This window comes from Caloramator proteoclasticus DSM 10124 (genome assembly GCF_900129265.1).
GTDB classification, from domain to species: domain Bacteria; phylum Bacillota; class Clostridia; order Clostridiales; family Caloramatoraceae; genus Thermobrachium; species Thermobrachium proteoclasticum.
The window spans coordinates 18,073-38,300 of sequence record NZ_FQVG01000022.1 but is presented as its reverse complement, the minus strand read 5'-3'; the positions used below and the strand labels follow the sequence as shown (position 1 = coordinate 38,300).

General features: G+C 30.5%; 21 protein-coding genes and 1 pseudogene. 3 read left to right on the top strand and 19 right to left on the bottom strand.

The window, feature by feature from the left end; genetic code table 11:
* Together BUB63_RS06645 and BUB63_RS06640 are read left to right on the top strand one after the other, a co-directional pair.
* Positions 1-609, top strand: a 609-nt coding sequence (locus tag BUB63_RS06645) for a GIY-YIG nuclease family protein (RefSeq protein WP_073248620.1), incomplete at its 5' end; no start/stop codon positions are given.
* Positions 610-986: 377 nt separating this feature from the next.
* Entirely contained in the window at positions 987-1,430 is a 444-nt protein-coding gene (locus BUB63_RS06640) for an IS66 family transposase (RefSeq protein WP_073248618.1), read from the top strand.
* Between the two features lie 131 nt (positions 1,431-1,561).
* Here the strand turns inward: BUB63_RS06640 and BUB63_RS06635 are convergent, their stop codons facing one another.
* Positions 1,562-1,912, bottom strand: a complete 351-nt coding sequence (locus BUB63_RS06635) for a hypothetical protein (protein WP_073248616.1) — start codon at positions 1,910-1,912, stop codon at positions 1,562-1,564.
* 120 nt (positions 1,913-2,032) lie between these two features.
* Here BUB63_RS06635 and BUB63_RS06630 point away from each other — a divergent pair, with 120 nt between their 5' ends.
* Positions 2,033-3,073 (top strand): IS6 family transposase, encoded by a 1,041-nt coding sequence (locus BUB63_RS06630; RefSeq protein ID WP_073248614.1) that lies wholly within the window; start codon positions 2,033-2,035, stop codon positions 3,071-3,073.
* A 166-nt stretch (positions 3,074-3,239) separates the two neighbouring features.
* Here the strand turns inward: BUB63_RS06630 and BUB63_RS06625 are convergent, their stop codons facing one another.
* From BUB63_RS06625 to BUB63_RS06535, 18 genes and pseudogenes are all read right to left on the bottom strand, one after another.
* Positions 3,240-4,133, bottom strand: coding sequence for an ATP-binding cassette domain-containing protein (locus BUB63_RS06625; RefSeq protein WP_084106583.1), 894 nt, complete (start codon positions 4,131-4,133; stop codon positions 3,240-3,242).
* A 62-nt stretch (positions 4,134-4,195) separates the two neighbouring features.
* Positions 4,196-4,843, bottom strand: a complete 648-nt coding sequence (locus BUB63_RS06620) for an ABC transporter ATP-binding protein (protein WP_278298572.1) — start codon at positions 4,841-4,843, stop codon at positions 4,196-4,198.
* 127 nt (positions 4,844-4,970) lie between these two features.
* Complete coding sequence (locus BUB63_RS06615) at positions 4,971-5,159, bottom strand: hypothetical protein (protein ID WP_073248608.1); 189 nt, start codon at positions 5,157-5,159, stop codon at positions 4,971-4,973.
* Positions 5,160-5,197: 38 nt separating this feature from the next.
* Positions 5,198-6,070 carry a PqqD family peptide modification chaperone gene (locus BUB63_RS06610; protein WP_073248606.1) on the bottom strand — a complete coding sequence of 291 codons (873 nt, stop codon included), beginning with the start codon at positions 6,068-6,070 and terminating at the stop codon, positions 5,198-5,200.
* Positions 6,071-6,393: 323 nt separating this feature from the next.
* Entirely contained in the window at positions 6,394-6,690 is a 297-nt protein-coding gene (locus BUB63_RS06605) for a hypothetical protein (protein WP_073248604.1), read from the bottom strand.
* Complete coding sequence (locus tag BUB63_RS06600; protein ID WP_073248602.1) at positions 6,683-7,741, bottom strand: radical SAM/SPASM domain-containing protein; 1,059 nt, start codon at positions 7,739-7,741, stop codon at positions 6,683-6,685. Before BUB63_RS06600 ends, BUB63_RS06605 begins: the two co-directional genes overlap by 8 nt.
* 530 nt (positions 7,742-8,271) lie before the next feature.
* Positions 8,272-9,603 carry a recombinase family protein gene (locus BUB63_RS06595; protein ID WP_084106581.1) on the bottom strand — a complete coding sequence of 444 codons (1,332 nt, stop codon included), beginning with the start codon at positions 9,601-9,603 and terminating at the stop codon, positions 8,272-8,274.
* Positions 9,548-10,837: a recombinase family protein gene (locus BUB63_RS06590; RefSeq protein ID WP_073248598.1), complete on the bottom strand. Its 1,290-nt coding sequence runs from the start codon at positions 10,835-10,837 to the stop codon at positions 9,548-9,550. The genes BUB63_RS06595 and BUB63_RS06590 overlap by 56 nt, the downstream gene beginning before the upstream one ends.
* A gap of 100 nt (positions 10,838-10,937) precedes the next feature.
* A complete protein-coding gene (locus BUB63_RS06585) occupies positions 10,938-11,609 on the bottom strand; it encodes an N-acetylmuramoyl-L-alanine amidase (RefSeq protein WP_011838204.1) in 672 nt (223 codons plus the stop codon).
* 19 nt (positions 11,610-11,628) lie between these two features.
* A complete protein-coding gene (locus tag BUB63_RS06580; RefSeq protein ID WP_011838205.1) occupies positions 11,629-12,123 on the bottom strand; it encodes an HNH endonuclease in 495 nt (164 codons plus the stop codon).
* Positions 12,107-12,518: pseudogene (locus tag BUB63_RS06575) on the bottom strand (phage holin family protein). Before BUB63_RS06575 ends, BUB63_RS06580 begins: the two are co-directional and overlap by 17 nt.
* Positions 12,519-12,534: 16 nt before the next feature.
* On the bottom strand, positions 12,535-14,223 hold the full coding sequence (locus tag BUB63_RS06570; RefSeq protein WP_073248596.1) for a hypothetical protein: 1,689 nt from the start codon (positions 14,221-14,223) through the stop codon (positions 12,535-12,537).
* Between the two features lie 11 nt (positions 14,224-14,234).
* Positions 14,235-15,392, bottom strand: coding sequence for a hypothetical protein (locus BUB63_RS06565; RefSeq protein WP_073248594.1), 1,158 nt, complete (start codon positions 15,390-15,392; stop codon positions 14,235-14,237).
* A gap of 12 nt (positions 15,393-15,404) precedes the next feature.
* Complete coding sequence (locus BUB63_RS06560; protein WP_143290249.1) at positions 15,405-16,988, bottom strand: phage tail spike protein; 1,584 nt, start codon at positions 16,986-16,988, stop codon at positions 15,405-15,407.
* 303 nt (positions 16,989-17,291) lie between these two features.
* Positions 17,292-17,738 (bottom strand): very short patch repair endonuclease, encoded by a 447-nt coding sequence (locus tag BUB63_RS06555; RefSeq protein ID WP_278298563.1) that lies wholly within the window; start codon positions 17,736-17,738, stop codon positions 17,292-17,294.
* A gap of 1,302 nt (positions 17,739-19,040) precedes the next feature.
* Complete coding sequence (locus tag BUB63_RS06545; RefSeq protein WP_073248586.1) at positions 19,041-19,286, bottom strand: hypothetical protein; 246 nt, start codon at positions 19,284-19,286, stop codon at positions 19,041-19,043.
* 39 nt (positions 19,287-19,325) lie between these two features.
* Entirely contained in the window at positions 19,326-19,541 is a 216-nt protein-coding gene (locus tag BUB63_RS06540) for a DUF4176 domain-containing protein (RefSeq protein ID WP_073248584.1), read from the bottom strand.
* A gap of 45 nt (positions 19,542-19,586) precedes the next feature.
* Complete coding sequence (locus BUB63_RS06535) at positions 19,587-20,090, bottom strand: hypothetical protein (protein ID WP_073248582.1); 504 nt, start codon at positions 20,088-20,090, stop codon at positions 19,587-19,589.
* Positions 20,091-20,228: the final 138 nt, after the last annotated feature.

Genomic DNA, 20,228 nt, shown 5'->3' with positions numbered 1-20,228 from the left:
GATTATTGGACAGAGGCTGTTGTATTTACTACATCTAATAATTCATTTGGCCCTACAGAGATAAGCTATCTTGAAAATCGATTTTGCACTCTTGCTAAAGAAGCAAATCGCTATATTCTTAAAAACGAAATTGAACCCACTCAAGGTAATATAACTGAAGAAAAGGAAAGTGAACTTGAAGAATTCATTGATTATGCCAAAATTGTTATGGGTGCTCTTGGTCACAAATTATTTGAACCCCTCATAGATAAGCCTAAAATAACAATTAATGTTGAGACTCCTGAAGAATTGCTACTCTTTCTAAAACGAAAAAGTCGAAAAAGTGGCAAAATTATCGAGGCAAGTTGTAAGCGAACAAACGAAGGTTTTGTAGTTTTACAAGGTAGTCATATTGAAACGATAGATTCTGAAAGTATTCCGCCTGGTATTAAAGAACGCAGGCAAAAAGCCAAAATAGATGAAAATGGAATACTTCAAGAAAATATCTTATTCCATAGTCCATCATATGCAGCTGCTTTTGTCATTGGTGGTAACGTAAACGGACTAACACAATGGAAAACAAAAGATGGGGTATCATTGAAAGAAATAGAAAACAGTGAAGGTAATTGAGCTAAATTAAACATCTATCCTGTCTCCTCAACCCTATGAAAAAAAGCCCGTTATCTAACCTGTCAACTCAACCCTATCACTTTCAGGGCTATAGATATGTTCCCGCAAACAACAAAAATAAGGGCTTCCTGACATTATCATCTCAGGCAGAACAGCCGAAAGAAAGGATCAATGTCTGGAACCCCTTTATTTATAAGCATTTTGAGCCTTCTATTTATCCACCCTTGACATCAATACTACGCACTCAACGTGTGTTTTGATAGAAAGATGATAATAATACGCAGAATTAGTTATTTTGCGAAAAGGTGAACCCCCCCACTAAAAAAAGAAACAAATATATATGTATATATGCAAGAATTTCACCTTCATAAAGGTACGTGATATTAAGAACTGAAAAATTAACTCCAATTCTAGATAATTTTATTGATTATGTTGAAAGAGAAATAAAAGATGCTCTTCCAAGAAGTCCGCTTGGTAAAGCACTTGATTATGCTAAAAAGCATTTACCAGGATTAAAAAATGTATTATTAGATGGTTCCCTAGAAGTTGATAATAATGCTGCTGAAAGAGCAATTAAGCCTTTTGTTATAAGAAGAAAAAACTTCTTGTTTGCAAATACGGCTAAAGGCGCAACTGCATGTAGCAATATTTATAGTATTGTTGAAACTACCAAGGCTAATAAATTAGTTGTAGAAAGGTATTTGGTTTATTTATTTGATAATCTATCAAAGATAGATGTATCCGATAGCGAAAGCTTAGATAATCTTATGCCTTGGTCTAATAAGATCCTTGAAAACATGAAAATTAAAGATAGGAAATAAATTAATCCTAGTAAAGCTTAATAAATTGCCTTACTAGGATATTTTAATGCTATTTTTGAAGTTATTAAAGGTACTAAAATTTTGACGCTTACAATTATTTTAAAATAAAATAGATTTATAAAAAGTTACTTTCAAACATTCTTGCGCCTTCTTTTTCTATCCTTACTCATATTATAATACATTTTAAAACATATAAAAAATAGCATTAATAAATTTGCAATAGTAAAATATATGGGCATATTTTTGTCTTCTGATAATAATATTATTGCTGTATATATAATTGAAGTAAAAATTTCGATACACCCTAATATGAACATATTTGTGCCAAATAAATTAGCTATATAATCCTTATCGTCATATTTAGGATCATATCCAGAAATTATTTCTACATATTTTTTTTTCTTAATTATATTGCCAATAAGCATATTAAAAAATCCAAAAATTGAAAATAAAACAAGTACTGCTATTTCTGTCGAATTCATAATGCATCTCCTCCAATTTCTTTAAGTTCTGTTAAGTTATATGATATTTGAATTTCATCCCTCCTTAGAGTATCTTAAATATAGCAACACCAAAAATACCTCCGAAGGAGAGATGAAATTATGTGCAAATTAGTGAATAAAATTACATGTCCAAGATGCCATAGTCATAACCTTTATCGCTTTGGTAAAGATAAGGCAGGTAATCAAAAATATCAATGTAAGGAATGCAGACGTCAGTTTACTCTGGATGATTGTTCTAGAAAGAAAAATCGTATCTTGAGAGGGTACCCTCGTTGTCCTGTTTGTGGCAGTGGAACTTATTTGCATCACGATTATGAGTACTACTCTCATTTTACTTGCAACTCTAAAAAATGTAACCATTCTATATATGTTGCAAAACCTAACAAAATCCAGTCTGCATCTTGTGAATTAATTAAAGGAAAAATAGATTTTAAAAGAATGCGTTTCCCTTTATTTTTAATTATTACTGCACTTAATCTTTACTATCTAAATGGTTCTTCTACTCGAAGAATGTCACAATTCTTCAAGTTAACTTATGATATAAAAGTCTCTCATGTAACAATTGCATCTTGGTGTAAAAAATTTGCTCCTATTTTCCTCAATATAGCCGATAGGCTTACTAAAAATCTCGATTTAGGTACTTCTGATGAATGGCATGCTGACGAAACTGTCGTTTTTATTAATGGTGAAAAACATTATCTTTGGCTAATTATTGATTCAGAAACCAGAATGGTTCTAGGCTTTAATTTATCTCCTTCAAGAGATGCTTCTCAAGCTTTCGCATTGTTTAATTCTGCAAGTAAATTTGGATGTCCATCAGCTATTGTCACTGATAGACTTGGCTCATACAATCTAGCAACTAAAACTATCTTTAATACTTCTAGGCATATTAAAGTTCAATCATTTAAAGATGACATATCCAACAACTTGATAGAAGCTTTTAATGATACTTTCAAAGATTGGTATAAGCGTAAACGAGGCTTCAAATCATTTGAAAGTGCAAATACTCTGATAGCCATGTTTATTTTTCATTACAATTTTTTAAGACCTCACTATGCATTAAATAACCTAACTCCTGCACAAGTTGCTGGAATAACAGTTAATGAAAAAGATATTAGTAACTGGCTTCTATCTGCTTAAATTTAAAAGATAATATATTCTATTTACACACCTACAATTTTTAAAATAGTATTTCTGTAGGTGCCTTCGGCATGCCATTTTTTGTTTAAAACAAGCTTTCTAAATCAATTTTTTTAAATTTTAAAGAAAAACTGAACAATATTGTGTAATTATACATGTAGCTACGCTATTTTTTCATCTTTACTTTACACAACCTTTCTTTATTCAATTTTAATTCTATTTTTTTTGTCAAGCTAATGCTTTCTTTTTCATGTGAAATTATAAAACAAATAATTGAGTCTCTAATTGTATTTATATATGCGTAAAATTTTTCTTTAGAATCAAAATCAAGAGAAGAAGTTGCTTCATCAAGAATTAATATACTCGGATTACGAATCAAAGCCCTAAGTATTGCTATTTTTTGTTTCTGACCTCCAGATAAATTTGCGCCTTTATTTAATACTACTCTATTCAGAAACTGTTCATTAATTCCTTTAAACCCAATTTTATTAGATAAACTCAAAACTTCATCAATACTAATTTTAGAATCTAAACATATATTATCTAATACAGTTGTTGAAAATAATTGTATATCTTGTGGAACTATCGAAAGAATATCTTTTAGTTCGTGAACTTTAAGTTCTGAAATATCAATATTATTTATTTTAATAATTCCTTCATCCGGCTTACAAAAACCACTAAAAATATTTATTAACGTACTTTTCCCACTTCCATTTTCACCGTATATTCCAACTATATCTCCTTTTTGAAAAACTTCTGAGAAATCACTTATAATGCATTTTCCATTATAACTAAATGATACATTAGACACAACAATATTTTCAACATTTATTTGATTTAATTTAATATCTTGTTGTAATTCATCTATTTTTTCAAAATCAACTATTTCATTTAATCTATTCATGTTTACTTTAAATCTCTGATATTCAGAATTAAAACTTTTTAGGCTCTCTATATGAATCATTAGTTGCTGATAATATCCCCATAACGCTATTAATGTTCCTGCTGTCATTAATCCATTTATTACTTTAAAACCACCATATATCCAAATTACCATCATTGGCAAATAACTTATAATAGTAAGAATCGTATTCAATAGCACTTTAAATTTTGTGAAGTTATTTATAATAAATCTATTTTTTTTAATTGTTCTAAAAATTTTTTATTACTATAATTTTGAATCCTCATATATAGAATTGTTTTTATATTGCTTAAAATATCAGTAATTATATTATTAGTTTCTGTGAACTCAGTAATTATTTTTTTTTCATATCTTAGAAATTTTCTTCCAGTAATATACAAAAATATACAAAATATTAATACAAATAAAACAGTAATACTTGCAATTTCAATATCTAACAAAAAAAGCATTATGATAAAAAATATAATATTACCCAATGATATAATAGTTTTAATACAAGTATTAATTAAAAAAGTAATAATATCACTCAATTCATTAATAAGTCTGTAAATTATTTCTCCTACATTTTTTTCCATAAAAAATGAAAATTCTTTTAATAGTATTTTCCTAAATACTTTTGACCTTAAATCTATCAATATCTTTTGTTCAATAGTAACATTTAAGATTGATATTATGTTATAGGCAACAATACTTATTATGTATATCACTATAAACATTACTAGTCCATCAATAAGATATGTTTTATCTAGACCAATTAAAGATTTATCAATAATGTTTTTTGTTAAGAGCATTGTCACATTACTAACGATTGAATTTATAACGATGCATATGAGCAACAATAGATACATATATTTATACTTTAAAAAATACTTTAATATTTTCTTATTATTTTCGATCAACTATATCACATCCTAAAATGTATAGAAATAGGATAATGAATGTAATTATTCTTATCCCATTTCTAATAATCTCAACTTAGTAATTCCATACCCAAGTAGCATTCCACATCACCGCTGCCATTTGAACCGCAAACTGCACAGAAGCTGCAACCGTAGTAAGAGCTAACGCATATATTGCAATTACTGGCACTGCTACTCCTGGTTTTATAGCTTCAGTCTCTACACTATTAACCTGCGTTATCATAGGCGTACTATAACTATTCATTTAACTTCACCTCCTCTCTTCTAAAATTTTATTTGAAACTAATTAGTTTTAAATGCCTTATCGTATTTAATGTTTTTTCTATATATGCAAAGATCTAAAAAGTTATTTTCGTTTTCTTCAAATATTTCTGATTTTAATTCACCAACTTTTTTAAACCCAAATCCTTCTATTATTTTCTGAGAATGGATATCATTTTTTAGTGCTGTAGCTTCAATAGAATTGAATCTTGTATTTGAAAATTTCGAAAATACTTCAATTGCCCACTGGATGAAATTTGATAATGATTCCTTTTTATCCAAATGTTCTTCATCTAAATAATAAAAATTTATTTCTACAGTTAGGCTCTTACTATTTTTACGTGATATTCCAAACAGCATCACAAGCTTGTCTATATGTGTTATTGCACAATATTGCTCTATATTATAAAATGAATAATCTCTCAATGTATTTTCATTAAAAACAAAAGCTGGTATATACTTATTTTTACACTTTAAATTATTAGTTTGCGAAAAAATTTTTATTAAATTCTCACCTGATAATATACTGCATGTATAATTATCAATAGTATTATTAAATAGGTCATGATATGGACTAGATAAATTTATATCTAAGTTTAGCCACTGAATTATACCAATTCTCCAACACGTAAATAATAAATTATTAACATCATTATTTAGTGTTTCATATGGAACTTCAGGATAAATTTCTCCAAGTTTTTTGATTATATCTGCTATAGTATTTTTTCCATTGCAATTATCAAGTATAATTTTACCTTCTCTATTTAAAACTAATTTATCTAGTGATCTATATTGTTTTGATATTAAATACCTTCGACCATTTTCTTCATCATATAAATAGGAAACATATTCTTCTGAAAATAATGGATAAAAATTATTATTTTGTAGTAACACATAAAACCCTCCCTAATTTATATTATAAAACTAGAGTAAACATCAACATCCTCGCCGACACCTACCTCATTGTCTAATGTTAACTCCTTACAAAAACCTAGTGAAATAAGAGTATCACTAATTGTTTTTTTATGATTATCATAAATACTTATCTTACTTATATTAGCAAAGTAATTTTTCACAGTATTTTTTATATAAACAAAAAAATCTTTTGTAAATTCGTTAACATTTAATATTAACTTAGATTCGGCAAGTGTTCCCTATAAGCCTTGATATATCTAAGTTTTATATTAAAATTTTTTTGAAATAGAAATTTAGTATTATCAATGCTTTTCTGGATTATCTGCCGAATTGAGGATTAATTTTAATTCTACACTTGAGATTTTAAATGGTGGATTTGGATATACCCTTAGACATGCTATGTTTATAAATCTCTCATCTTCAAGTATACCAAAATAAATCTCTTTGTAATCAAACATAGCAATTCTAATGCTTTGTTCTGTTAAATCAATATTCTCCATATAAGGTGACATAAAAGATTTATTGTCATTATCAATATTTTTTAGAATATTTGCTATTTGAAATACATCTTTGGGTTCTAACATTAAGTATTTATTCACTTTTATCACTCCATTTACTTAAAATTTCTTCTAATGTTAACGAGTTAAAATTCTCTGTATCTACTAAATCAATATACAACTGTTTCTCTATAAAGTTTTTAGGAAGTGTTGAATACTTATTATTTAATTCCATCTCTTCTGCTGATTTAATCTCCTTACATATAGACTTAACAAAAGGAACTGACCATATATCATTTAGACCTTTTTTCCAATAAGTTGATAAACTGTATCTTTTTATGTTCCCAATTCTTATTGGTATATATGGTGAAATTTCTATATTTCCATATGCATCTATATTAACAGCTATATTTTTTCTATCCCAATCCATTGCTCCACTAGTTAAGTGCTCGATAGGATCCCCCCATTCGGTTATCATTTTACTTTTGTTATTCTTAATATGGTTATTAAATACTTTTCGTATTTGCAAGTAATCTAAATAAGACGGAACATAATCTTTAAGATTCTTAGAAGCTCGCCCCATAAGCATTAATGGTTGCGCTCTAAAACTTTGTACTCCTAAACTTTCACATAATTCAACTGCTTTAGAATATTCATGGATATTTTTCTTCGTAGGAGTACAAGAAACAGAAACCGTAATATCACATTCTTTTAGATTTTTAATTGCCTGAATGGCACTTTCAAATGAACCCTTTTTACCTCTCAGCCATTCATGTGTCTCAGGACTAGCTCCATCTAAACTTATTTGCACCATATTTATCCCAGATTCTTTTAATTTTTTAGCAACTTCCAATGTAAGTAATTCTCCATTACTTACCATATTAATAGCTGTGTGATTATTTGTTCCATCACTTATTTTTTTTATAACTTTATATACTAACTCTTTTCGAATCAAAGTTTCTCCCCCACATAAACACAATGTTGAAGGTTTGCATAATATTATTTCATCGCAAAAATTTAATATTTCATCATCTGTCATTTCTTTAAATCCATTATCATGTTCTCCACTAGAATTAAAGCAATGTAGGCATTTTAATGTACACTTGTATGTAAGGTCTAAAGCTATTATTGTCGGATTATCAATTCTCTCCATAAATTTCGACTCCTTTCAAGTTGAGTATTCACGAAAGTTTTTTTAAGCCTCTTTAAACTGGTTAAACATAAATTTGTATACTTGTTTTGTAAATAATAGTATAATTAGATATAAAATACTTTTATATCCAATGCAATACTAAAAATTATCTTTTTATTAAATAGCTTGATCGTAAAATATTATTTTTTACATGTGAAATTATATATATATATATGCATTTTATACTTAAAAAACTGTATTTTACACACAGACTTGTACACAAGAATTAAAATAAAAAAACATTATGTAAAAGTTTTTGCAAACATGAATATCTTTTAAACTGTAACCATCAAATTATATTGATTACAAAATTATATAGACAACTTGTCTACATTTGTAATTTTACCCCCCATAACAAAAATGTCAATAATTTCTTTGGTAAAATTTTACTACACAGAATGACAAAAAGTGATTTAATTCCATGTTATTATTTTAAATAAGAAATATAGTAAGAATTGATACACCATCTTCAGCTGGTTGCAAATTATCCCTCATTCAATTACAACCTCAATCTCCGTCCCATCAAGCAAACTCACTATTATCTTTTCTCCATCAAATACTGTCATTTTCTCTATTATTCTAAAATACATATCTATATCAAACGCTTCTGCCTTCTCTGCATCCTTTAATATCTCTATAAACTGTTTTGCCCTATATCTTACCAATACATTTTCACTAATTAATTCTTCATTCCACTTTTCAATGAAATAATCCTTATTCTCCACCATAGCATTAAATGTATTTACAAAGGCATGATATAAAACCTTGTCATCTATATGCTTATTCTCACAGCTCTTTTTTCCCTTTACTTCATATTTTTTATTACATCTCCAAACCACTCTTCTTAGCCTTTCATCAGTAGAATTCCATACCTTTCTTCCAAAGGCACTGCCGCAGTGTCCGCAGATAACTCTTCCTGCAAAGGGATTATCTACTGTGGCATAATCAAGCTTACTGATGTTATATTTTTCAGCAAAAGCTCTTCTTCTCTCCATCTCTAGCTGTACCGCTTCCCAAATTTCTTTATCTATAATTGCAGGATGGCTTTCTTCTACATAATACATTGGAACTTCTCCGTTATTTACTGCTCTCTTTTTGGTCAAAAAATCAACTGTATAAGTTTTTTGAAGTAGTGCATCACCTTTATACTTTTCATTACTTAGAATCTTCCTTATACTGCTTTCATACCATTTTGATTTTCCATTCCAGTTAGGAATGCCTTCTTCTTCAAGTTCTCTTGCAATTCTATTAGGACCTTTGCCATCTAGGTAACCTTTATAAATTCTTCTTACAATTTTAGCCTGCTTTTCATTTATCACAAGATTTCCTTCTTCATCTTTGTCATAGCCTAAAAACTTTGTATGATTTATATGCAGTTTCCCCTGTTCAAACCTTCTCCTTATGCCCCATGTTGAGTTTTCACTTATACTTCTTGATTCATCTTGGGCAAGGGAACTTAAGATTGTAAGAAGTACTTCTCCCTTTGAATCTAAAGTGTTTATATTCTCCTTCTCAAATATAACTCCAATACCTAATTCTTTTAGTTGCCTTACATAATTTAAAGTATCAAGTGTATTCCTTGCGAATCTTGATATAGACTTAGTTATTATCATATCTATTTTCCCAGCTTTGCAGTCCTCAATCATCTTATTGAATTGTTCTCTCTTTTTAGTGTTTGTCCCTGAAATCCCCTCATCTGCATAAATGCCTGCTAATTCATAATCTGGATGATTTGTTATATAAGATGTATAATAAGCTACCTGTGCTTCATAGCTTAATAACTGTTCTAATTGGTCTGTTGACACTCTGCAGTAAGCTGCCATTCTCTTTTTCTGCGGTTGTATCTGCTCTGCCAGATTGCTCCTGTTTGCTCTTGCAGGTATAAGTGTAATATTTCTTGCCATCTCTAAATTCCTCCCTCACAATTATCGGTTCTTCTATATTAAGCCCGCTTATAATATCATCATCAATTGATATTCCACTGCAGGCGTCTTTTCCGTTTTTAATATAATTACTGCACTGCCAAACTATTTTTTTACAAGAGTGCTTGCTATTCCAAGTTCTTCTCCTTAGAGTAGAGCCGCATTTACTGCAGAAAAGCATTCCTGTTAATGGATATCTGTTTGTATATTTTTTTGTATCTCCTGCTTTATTTCCTTTTGCCTTTGCTCTTCTTGCAATTTCTATCTGAACCTGCTCCCACATTTCTCTTGAAACTATGGGAGAGTGATTATCTTCAATATAATAGCTGTCAATTACGCCTTCATTTCTAACACTTACTTTTCTCAGATGGTCTGGTGTGTAATACTTTTGAAGTATGGCATCTCCCTTGTATTTTTCATTCTTGAGGATATTTAAAATTGTACTTTCCTGCCATCTGCCGCCTGCAACAGTAGGCACTTTATCTTCATTTAATTCTTTGGCTATGGTAAATGTTCCTTTGCCTTTTAAATAATCTTCAAATATTCTTTTAACTATTTCTGCTTCTTTTGGGTTTATAACTAAATCGCCGTATTCATCCTTGTCATAACCTAAAAATCTTGTGGTATTTATAATCAGCTCTCCTCGTTCAAACTTCTTTTTTACCCTCCACTTTAAGTTATCACTGATATTTTTACTTTCTTCCTGGGCAAAAGAAGAGAGGACGGTTAGCATAAGCTCTCCATCCCCTGATAAAGTTCTGATATTCTCTTTTTCAAATATTATTTCTACACCAATGTCCTTTAGTTCTCTTACTACTTGAAGCATTATTGCTGTATTCCTTGCAAATCTTGAGATAGATTTGGTGATGATTAAGTCTATTTTCCCTTCTTTTGCAAGATTAAGCATTCTTTGAAACTCTGGTCTATTATCTGTAGTGCCGGTAATTCCTCTATCAGCAAATACACCTGCATATTCGTAATCAGGATTATTTGAAATCAGATTTTCATAATACTGGATTTGATTTTCTAAAGATTCACCTTGAGCATCACTGCCGGTTGAAACTCTTGCATAAGCACAAACTCTTTTCTTTTTATTTTCCTTCTTTTTTACAGGTTCAATAATCCTAACACGCATTCTATATCCTTCCTTCTATCAATTTGGTACTACTATACATCACTCTAAAGGTGATAGAAGTCAAGCTAAACAAAAGAAAATCCGCTACTTTAATTAACGGCTACTTATTAAATATCATAATTACAGCATCAAACCCTGCTGCCCTAAGCCTTTGCACCTGCTTTTCAGCATTTTCTCTTGACTTATATGAACCTGCCATAACCCTGTAAAGAGTCTGCTCGTTTTCTACTTGAGCTTTTGCTGAAGGTTCAATATAACCAATACCTAATTGTGCAAGAACTGCTTTAGTTATAGCCTTAACTATTTCATTTCTCTTTGAATCAAATAAAATATTATCTCCTGTGTTATCAATAAAACCTATCTCTATTAACACTGCTGGAGCCTTGGTTTCTCTTAATACATGATAGTTAGCTTCCTTAACTCCTCTATCTGTAAATCCTAATGCTGCAAGTGATGTTTGTATCCTTTGTGCTAATGCTTTTGATTTTGCTCCTCCATTTAAATATGTGTATGTTTCAACACCTTTTGCCTTTTCTGGATCATAAGCATTCCTATGAAAAGAAATGAAGTAATCATAGTTATTCCTATTTTCAAAAGCACTTCTCTCATTAAGGCTTACTGTGGCATCTGAAGTTCTTGTTTCATCAACTGTAACTCCATGCCTTCTTACCTCTGCTGCTACAGCTCTGCCTATGCTTAGAACATCATTGCTTTCCTTTCTTCCCTTATATACTGCCCCTGAATCTTGGCCACCGTTAATGGCCAGGATCAATCATTATAATCCTTGGCATTTAAACCACCCCCTCAATAAAACGACCCAAGGAATCTCTTCTCCTTGGGTGTAAAATATTGTTATGGCATCTAGCACATACAACTTGTAGATTATTTAAATTGTTATTATTTCTATTCTTATCTTTATGATGAATGTGCAGACGTGTACCTTCTTCTTCTTTCCCACAAACTTCACATCTTTTAGGCTTATTTGCAAGTGCTATCCTACGCCAGACATCACCTGAGATGAAACTGCGTCCATCTATATAACTAGGTGCTAAAGAACCTTTCTTTCCATACATAGGATTATTTTTTCCTGATACATCTGCATGATTAACACTTATTTTTAATCTAACTTCTGATTGCCAAGCTGGATTATCTATTTTATTTCTATATGACATCCTACACGACTTTGAACAAAATTTACCTCCATTATTTCGTATTTGGGACTTATATACATAGAACTCATCATCACACCATTGACAATATCTTTTTATCTTAGTCAACCTTATCATCCTCCTTATTTAGCTGTTTTAAAACATCCTTTAGTTTCTCTGGTATTGGTAAGCCTATCTTAGCAGAGTTCTCTATAATGCTTATTCCTTCATTGGAAATGTAGAAAAAAAATAACAGCAGTACGAATCGCACTACCGTTTTTAATCAAATGAACATCTACTATATTTCCTATGCCCACCATTACAAAAATTAAAACTTTCTTAAATATCCCTCTGAATCCTACCTCACTTGACAGCTTTCTTTCCAGCACTGCTACCATGAGACCTGTTACATAATCAATTACAACAAAGGTAATCAGTGCATACATAAAGCCATCAACCCCTCCTAAAAGCCAGCCAATATAGCCGCCAATGGCAGCAAATACTGCCTGAATAAAATTAATTGAATTTTTCACTGTAAATCCCTCCACTCTAATAAAAATCTTCTCCATAGTTAATCAAATCTACCTCAAACATATACTGAACTTTCATTGTATTTGCTTCAGTTTTTTCAACAGGCTGTGCAAGCTTGGTATGTGCTCCAATAGGTCTGCTTGTTAAAAGAGCTTGAATACATAATTGAACATAGTTGTTATAAGCATAAGTGTATCTGCTTATCCACCTGTCAGTACCAAGGATATTATGGTAGTAGTAATAGTTGTAATTGTTAGGAAAACTGAAATACATTTTATAGGCTTCCAGTAAATTACCTTGAGGAGTTATAACTTGATAAAAGCTTGTACCACCTTGAGTACCATAATAATAGAGATAAACTCTATTAGCACTTCTATTTAAACCGTAAATATAACACCTTCTTTCAATATTTCCGCTGTCCATTCCCTTACTACCAAACCAAATGCTGTTCCCTATCTTGGGCTTGATATTCATATCCTGAACCTTATTGCCTGCTGAATCTACTCTAATCCATCGGTTTGTATAAACTGTTTCGTTAAACTGGCTATCGGTTCTTGAAGTATATCCAACAATATCAATACAGCCGTCAAGATACACACCATCACTTGAAACTACTCTATATGTGAAAGGTATATTATACGCTGTATCCTTAAAACTTTGGCTCATATTTATATCAACGTAGCTTAACTGCACTCCAACCTTTGTCCATTTATATATCCTCATATAGCTTTCACTATTTATGCTGTAAAGGTAATACCCAATAAAAACAAGCTCTCCATCTGGCTGAATATACGGGCAGACATGGCTAAGTCCATCGTATTTTCTTACTGCATTATTGCTATCTATAGTTAATGCATTTCCTTCTGAATTTAAAAGTTTAACAACCTTATCCCAAAACACAACATCATTTGTATTTATATCAAATGGAATCATAAGCCAGTGTCCTTTTAAGTTGTCTGGAAATTGAATATAGCTTGACTGTGTTAAGCTTGTATCCCTTGAATCTGCTAATATCCATCCCTTTGTTGGACTTGTAAATTTTATAGTTCTTGCATAAGAAAATAAAGTATACACCGCCCAGTATCTCTTAGGGTTTGTAGTATTATATACAGCATAATCTGAATCAGCTGTTTCCCTTCCATAGATTGCAGTTCCCAAATAAAAATAATCTTTATTGTCTGGGTCACCTTCGGCCCAGTAAATACTCTCAATTTTCCCATTTGCAGCATGGGTTGGAAAGTCAAATACAAAATTCATCTTTATTTTAGAATCTGTAACTTCAAATTTTGATTCTGCTCTATTTATAGTTCCTCGCCTTGTGTCATTTCCAGAGTATGTAGTATTTCTATGGGCAAACCCTATAATATTTCCCATAATCCTTTGCTCATTAGCATTTTCCGGCTTATCATTATCCGTAAGGTAAATATATTCAAACCAGCTGTAATTATCACATCTTCTTGTATTTCCTGCACCCATAATACCTTGAACAAAATGTCCTAAAAATGTATCTTTAAAATATAAATCCGGTATTAAGTTTTCTGTGTATGCCTCTTTTATTTTCTCCTTAGTTTCTGCATTAAAAAGTTCTAATAAAACCTTTCCTTTAATGCCCCTCTGTCTTTTACTCTTTTTACTTTCAGAAATCTCACCTGTAAGCAAATCTTTATTGTAAGCAATACTTTCGTAAGGCTGTCCCTCAATAAACATATCATCACCCCTCAGTTGTAAAGAATTTTGATCTTTCTTAATTTACACACATCATTTAATGTTGGTTTATCTAAAATATAAGCAAATCTAAGTTTTCTGTCTTGAGCAATCATTGCGTTTAAAGCTGCATAATCTAAGCTTGTAAGTATTGTAGGATTTATCCCATTTGCAAGAAATACGGCAGAATCTGTAATATCAATACTTTCAAAGCTTGAAGTATTAATATTATAGGTAAGCCAACTTAATCCCGAATCAACACTTAAAGCTATTCTAATTCTTCCATTGGTTGTAACATCATTTAAATTTGAATCTTTCTTAATGTATTGAACAATTGCTTCAAGTTTATTTATGGTTTTCCCATCATTTATGTTAAAATCATAGTTTTGAATAATTACCTTTGGCTTACTTGTTACTGTCTTCTCAATAAAGAATCTATTGTTGTTTTTATTTGCCTTAACATCTGGATTATCAGTATAGATATAAAGAGCAGGTGAAGTGCCTGAAAGTCCTGCCATGGAAGCAGGAAGAGTATCAACGCCGTAGGTTTTAAACATTTCTTCTGTAAGAGGTAAATCTCCAATTTTAACCCATGTACTACCTTGATAGTTTTTCACTCCTTCGTTATCCACCATAAGAAATTTTGTTATACATGGAATATATGAACCTTCCTGCACTATGTAATTTTTACCCAGTGGGTTTGATGGAGTGAAAATATATGATTTTCCCGCTGTTAATGCCAATGATTGAGTGCCTACATTTGGATTTACAAAACTATTTGTGCCGTTATTAGATATCTTCTCAACAACAAGCCTTATTACTCCAGTTTCAAATATAGAAAGTTCCCAGATAAGGTCATTGCTGCCCCAATTGCTATAGGAACTGTTTCCTTCAAACCTTATCCTGAAAAGCTTTGTGCTGTATTCTACTTCACTGGCATAATAAAGATTATTATAGCTGGCATCTCTTCTGTTAATACATAGATGCTCTGACGATGCCCCAAAACCTACCCAGGTATTACCGCTTGTATAAAGCTGTCTTATGGCTGAACCGTTGTAATTAAAGTTAAAACCAATGTCAGGAAGAGTAACTGTACTATCATCATTTCTTGTACCATAAAGTGTCATCCCTGCATTTCCTTTTGGGAGGGATATTTGATTTATTACTGGCATTATCCTCTCCCCCTAACCTTGCTTAAGATATGCATTTATTGCAATTAAATCCTTATAAAGTGTAGTATCCGGCACATTTGCAGCATAAATTACGCCATTTCCTAAGTCCTGTATATATCCGCCTTCTCTTTTTAAAACAGGTTCCTTTATAGTAGCTCTATTATAAAAGTCATAGGTTCCATCTTTGTTTTTATCGTAGTCAGAACTGAACTCAATCCAGTCATTATCAAATATATAGCTGTTAGATTTGTTTTCATAAAATTCCTCAATGATTCCCATGACATTAACTGTTAAAGCAGGGTTGCCATGAGCCTCATTTCCAACATTAAATCTGCTATTAAAAATTTCAAAATTACAAGTATCCATTTCTCCTACTGTAGTGTCTAAATAATGACTAAAGCTGTGTCCTGTATTAAAACTGTATGCTCCAATCTTGATATTGAACAGATTATAAAGGAATGTATAAACTATCTCTGCCCTTGGTATACTTGCACTTAGTCCACCTTCGAGATCTCTTCCCTCAATACTTACCTGCAAATTATTCTTTTCAATTGTAAATGTTCCATTTGAGACCTTCATCTCCACCATAAAAGTATGGTCTCCTGCCGTTACCTGTGGCATTGGAAGGGGCAATCCTATAACATTATCTCCTGATGCTAACTTTTGAATTGGTTTAAAATCGTAGTATTTTCCATCTAAGGAAAACAGAATTGTTAATGTGCAATCTGCACTTGCCTTTCCAGTCATAGTAATATTACAATTTAAGTTTGTATCTGCTTTTGTTGTTATTCCTATAATCATTGCTGGATAACTGCTTGTGCTGATAGTCAGCGTATCGCTGTTTTTCTTGATTATTACACTACTTAAAGTACCGCTTATTGCACTGTTTATTTCCTCTAAAAGCTTACTGGTATCAAGTTTTTCAATAATTGTATTAAGCGGGTCTCCAAGCTCTATCTTTGTATTTATAGGATTAATTAAATCTGTCTTTTTCTTTATAACTCTTAAATCAGTTGTTACTGCTATCTTTTCATTTCTTACCTTTACAAAATCACCAACGCTAACCTTAGTCAGATGGCTGTAATTTTTATACTCTTCAGTTTTGCTTAGCTCCATAAAATCTATTGTTATAAATACCTTTGGACTTGCAGCCTTTTCAGCATATTCTTCTGCCCTTGCTCTAAGGCTTTCTACATCCTTGCATTCCTTAAACTCAACCCTTTTGGTTATGGGATAGGGAAGTAATTTTGCTCTTTCACCTTGTACTTCAATATACCTTTCCGGAAGTAAGAGATTATTTGCTCCTACTGCATATATTCTTGTGGCTAGCTCGCTGGTATCTTCTATAACTTTCATTCCTTTTATATTTTTACCGTATTTTATTAAGATTCCATTATTTTCACCAATGGACTCTTTTATCTCTATATTGAAGTTATCTCTAAAAAGTTCACCGCCATAAATTTCTATTAATCTAAAAACAGCATCTACAGCATTAACCTCTTTAACGGTAAAAGGAGCAATATTTTCTTCTAATGCTTTAAATAAAAACAACCCTTGAAGTTCCGGAGGTATGCTTGCTTCAAGAGCTTCTTTCATATTTGCATTAAGCACCTTTGCTGATTCTATAAAATAAGCAGTACCACCTCTTTTAGGAAGAGCTATAGCAAAAATAATAAAAAGATATTTATAGTAAAAAGTATATGTAAACTTGCTCGCTAATTATAAAGTTGCCTATTATAATGCTCTTGATGTTTCTATACAATCATTATAATTCATGTAAAGAATGGTACCTATTAAGGTAAATATTCAACCAATAAATGTAATTTTAATAAATAACATCTGGTGTATGTGATATAACATAGCTACCTAAATCTATGTTAACCCACATACAACCAGGCGTTATATTTCAGTCAACAATTCATTACTACTTATACCTTGTAAAAATTTCATAAGGAATTGATCTCTAAATTCCTGTTCTCCTAACTTTTTAACTGTACATTCCCATATAATTATAACTTTAATCCCACTTTTATTCAGTTCTGTAATTACCCTATTATCTCGTTCAATGTTTTTCTCGAATTTTTCTTTCCAAAATTCAACATTAGATTTAGGCATATAAGCCAACTTACATGATTTATGCCTGTGCCAAAAGCATCCATGGATAAATACAGCTGTTTTATACTTTGATAAGTATAAATCTGGTTTACCAATAATTTTTTTATTATGAATCCTATATCTATATCCTTTTGCATGCAGAAGTTTCCTCACAATAAGTTCTATGGATGTATTTGTCCCTTTAATTTTAGACATATTCAAACTTCGCTCTTCTTTACTCTTTATATCCAAAATAAATCAATCCTTCTTTTTTATAACCAGTTGCCTAATAGAGAGTTTCTCATACATTAATTATATTATACAAATTTGCAAAAACGCTATTCTTTTCATGTGCTTGTTTACTTTTGCGTAAATGTGAACCCCCGGGGTTCAAATCCCCTCAAAACCTTAGTCTACGGAAACATAAAACACACACGAAAAAAAGGGACAAATTGCCCCAAGCCTTTGATTTCAAGCTATTTCTTCTCTATCAACGCAACACACTCCACATGTTCCGTCTATGGAAACCTATTCACTTGTAACAACAAAAAAACCCTGATTTATCAAGGCTTTTATATATCGCATCAAATGTTTTTCAATTCTGATAAATTTTTTATAATTCCACATTTTTAAAATCCAACTTCCGTAGGGTATTTTTGTCATGCAATTTTTAAGTAACACTATCCACAATCCAACATATCTTTCTAAATTTACACTCAAGTAAGACAACTTCTATTCAGCAAAGCTCTGTGATAATCCCTTCAACCAGGTCAATGTCATTTCTACCAGGGATTTTTACATTAAGAGCGTTGATGAATTAAATCGTGATAATCCCTTCAACCAGGTCAATGTCATTTCTACAGCACCCATTTGGAGGCTTTGAAAAATCTGGGCTTAAAATGTGGTTTTTGAAAACCTATTTAAAATCACTTTTTTTAGCTATTAAATTAAGCTTTATACATATTCTGTATATTAAATTTTTATGCCCTTAACCCTTGATTTTTCTTGTAGGAATGAGTTTTCAAAAAACCCCCCTATGTATAAAAACAAAAATGGGGTTTTCAAAAAACTTTTTCATATATAATTTATTCTACGTGATTATTTATTTTCCTTCTTTTTCTGATAAATTTTTTATCCAACTCCCCTCGCCTCCAAGAATACTTTGATGAAAAAACAAAAAAGCCCTGATTTCTCAAGGCTTAACGTATCAATTGAACGTATAGTTTTGTCTTTAGACGATGATTTTGATACAATGGTTAACTTTTTATGGTTACTAGAAAAGTCAGGCATTCTAATCAAATGCCCACCCCAACTGTTGACAAAGAACCAATATTAATTGCAATTAGCATAATCATAAAATAGATTCTTGCCAAGAAAGATAATAAATCAACACAAATGCACAATTTTTTTACACTATCTAATAAAATATAATACTAACTGCCTTAAATAATTTTTATTAAAATCTTGATACTTCTTATATAATATAATTCTCATTATACAATAATCAATTAAGTATGTTCTACCGATTTAAAAAATAATTAAAATGATAATTTTTTAAATAATTTTATAACTTTTTAAATACCCAATAAAACTTGGTTTCTTTTTAAAAGCCATAAACATAAAAAAAGAATAAATAAGATAATTTCCAAGAAATATTAATAAAATAGCCTTAAACATATTGATATCAAAATTAATAATATCTACTATTAAAGAAAGGTAAATAACAATTACAATAAAATTATAACACAAAGTTGCCAATTTTTGAGCCATAGTAAATTCTTTAAATTTTCTAATTTCCATAAAACCGCTCCTTATATATACATACATTTTGTTATAAAGTTACGTTTCAAGTCCTCTAAAAATAATTTTTTCGATATCATCTTCATTGAAAAATATGTTAAAATCTGATGATATATTTCCCTCTGGAAACAAGCATGCTACATAATCAAAAATTTCATTATTTTTAACACATATTTGATTTTTCCCAAAAATCATAATTGGTTTATCTCCATTTTTTAACAAAACCACTGTTCCTATCGGTAAATATTTTCTCATTGTATCACCATCTTATCAAATTTAAAATTTAAAGTAAATTATTTTTTATTTCCTTATATCTATATATGCTCCAGCACCATACCCATCAGACAAACCAGCACCTAATTTAAACAAATGATATTTATTAGTAGTATCTTTGTACATTGCTCCTATTTCAGCATGAGCTCCAATAGAACCAACATATGCTTTACCTCCAATAGCTACAGTATAACCACCAATGTTAAAAGATTTTTCCAAAGTTGCACTTTTATATGTTATTTCCCCTCCAACTTTAGCCGATATCCCATTACCACGTCCTATATTTAATCCTGCACTTACTTCAGCATAACCTGTTTTATAATTGAATAATAGTCCATTCCTACTTGATAAATTAATATCAACACCAGTCAAACTAAATGAAGCACCAGTTTTAGAAGCTCCATAAGATGCTTTACCTATTTGAACATTTGCTCTATCATTTCCTCCGCTTAATAATGGCTTTGATTTAGTATTATTTACAGAAGTTGTTATGCTTGTATTCCTTAAAACCGAATTATCAATAGCATACATACTTTCCTCCCCCTTATTGTATCAACTTTGATTATTTATTTTCTTATAAAAAATTTCTATATCTTATTATATATATATATATATTCTTTCAATAAAAATTTTTCTATTTATTTCTACATTATTCTACATATGGCAAAT

Bases quoted from the DNA above. Each gene is read 5' to 3' on its own strand.
- BUB63_RS06635 (WP_073248616.1), bottom strand. From the start codon at position 1,912: ATGAATTCGACAGAAATAGCAGTACTTGTTTTATTTTCAATTTTTGGA.
- BUB63_RS06630 (WP_073248614.1), top strand. From the start codon at position 2,033: ATGTGCAAATTAGTGAATAAAATTACATGTCCAAGATGCCATAGTCAT.
- BUB63_RS06625 (WP_084106583.1), bottom strand. From the start codon at position 4,133: ATGATGGTAATTTGGATATATGGTGGTTTTAAAGTAATAAATGGATTA.
- BUB63_RS06620 (WP_278298572.1), bottom strand. From the start codon at position 4,843: ATGTATCTATTGTTGCTCATATGCATCGTTATAAATTCAATCGTTAGT.
- BUB63_RS06615 (WP_073248608.1), bottom strand. From the start codon at position 5,159: ATGAATAGTTATAGTACGCCTATGATAACGCAGGTTAATAGTGTAGAG.
- BUB63_RS06600 (WP_073248602.1), bottom strand. From the start codon at position 7,741: ATGGAGAGAATTGATAATCCGACAATAATAGCTTTAGACCTTACATAC.
- BUB63_RS06595 (WP_084106581.1), bottom strand. From the start codon at position 9,603: ATGGCAGCTTACTGCAGAGTGTCAACAGACCAATTAGAACAGTTATTA.
- BUB63_RS06590 (WP_073248598.1), bottom strand. From the start codon at position 10,837: ATGCGTGTTAGGATTATTGAACCTGTAAAAAAGAAGGAAAATAAAAAG.
- BUB63_RS06580 (WP_011838205.1), bottom strand. From the start codon at position 12,123: ATGATAAGGTTGACTAAGATAAAAAGATATTGTCAATGGTGTGATGAT.
- BUB63_RS06570 (WP_073248596.1), bottom strand. From the start codon at position 14,223: ATGTTTATTGAGGGACAGCCTTACGAAAGTATTGCTTACAATAAAGAT.
- BUB63_RS06565 (WP_073248594.1), bottom strand. From the start codon at position 15,392: ATGCCAGTAATAAATCAAATATCCCTCCCAAAAGGAAATGCAGGGATG.
- BUB63_RS06560 (WP_143290249.1), bottom strand. From the start codon at position 16,988: ATGAAAGAAGCTCTTGAAGCAAGCATACCTCCGGAACTTCAAGGGTTG.
- BUB63_RS06545 (WP_073248586.1), bottom strand. From the start codon at position 19,286: ATGGAAATTAGAAAATTTAAAGAATTTACTATGGCTCAAAAATTGGCA.
- BUB63_RS06540 (WP_073248584.1), bottom strand. From the start codon at position 19,541: ATGAGAAAATATTTACCGATAGGAACAGTGGTTTTGTTAAAAAATGGA.
- BUB63_RS06535 (WP_073248582.1), bottom strand. From the start codon at position 20,090: ATGTATGCTATTGATAATTCGGTTTTAAGGAATACAAGCATAACAACT.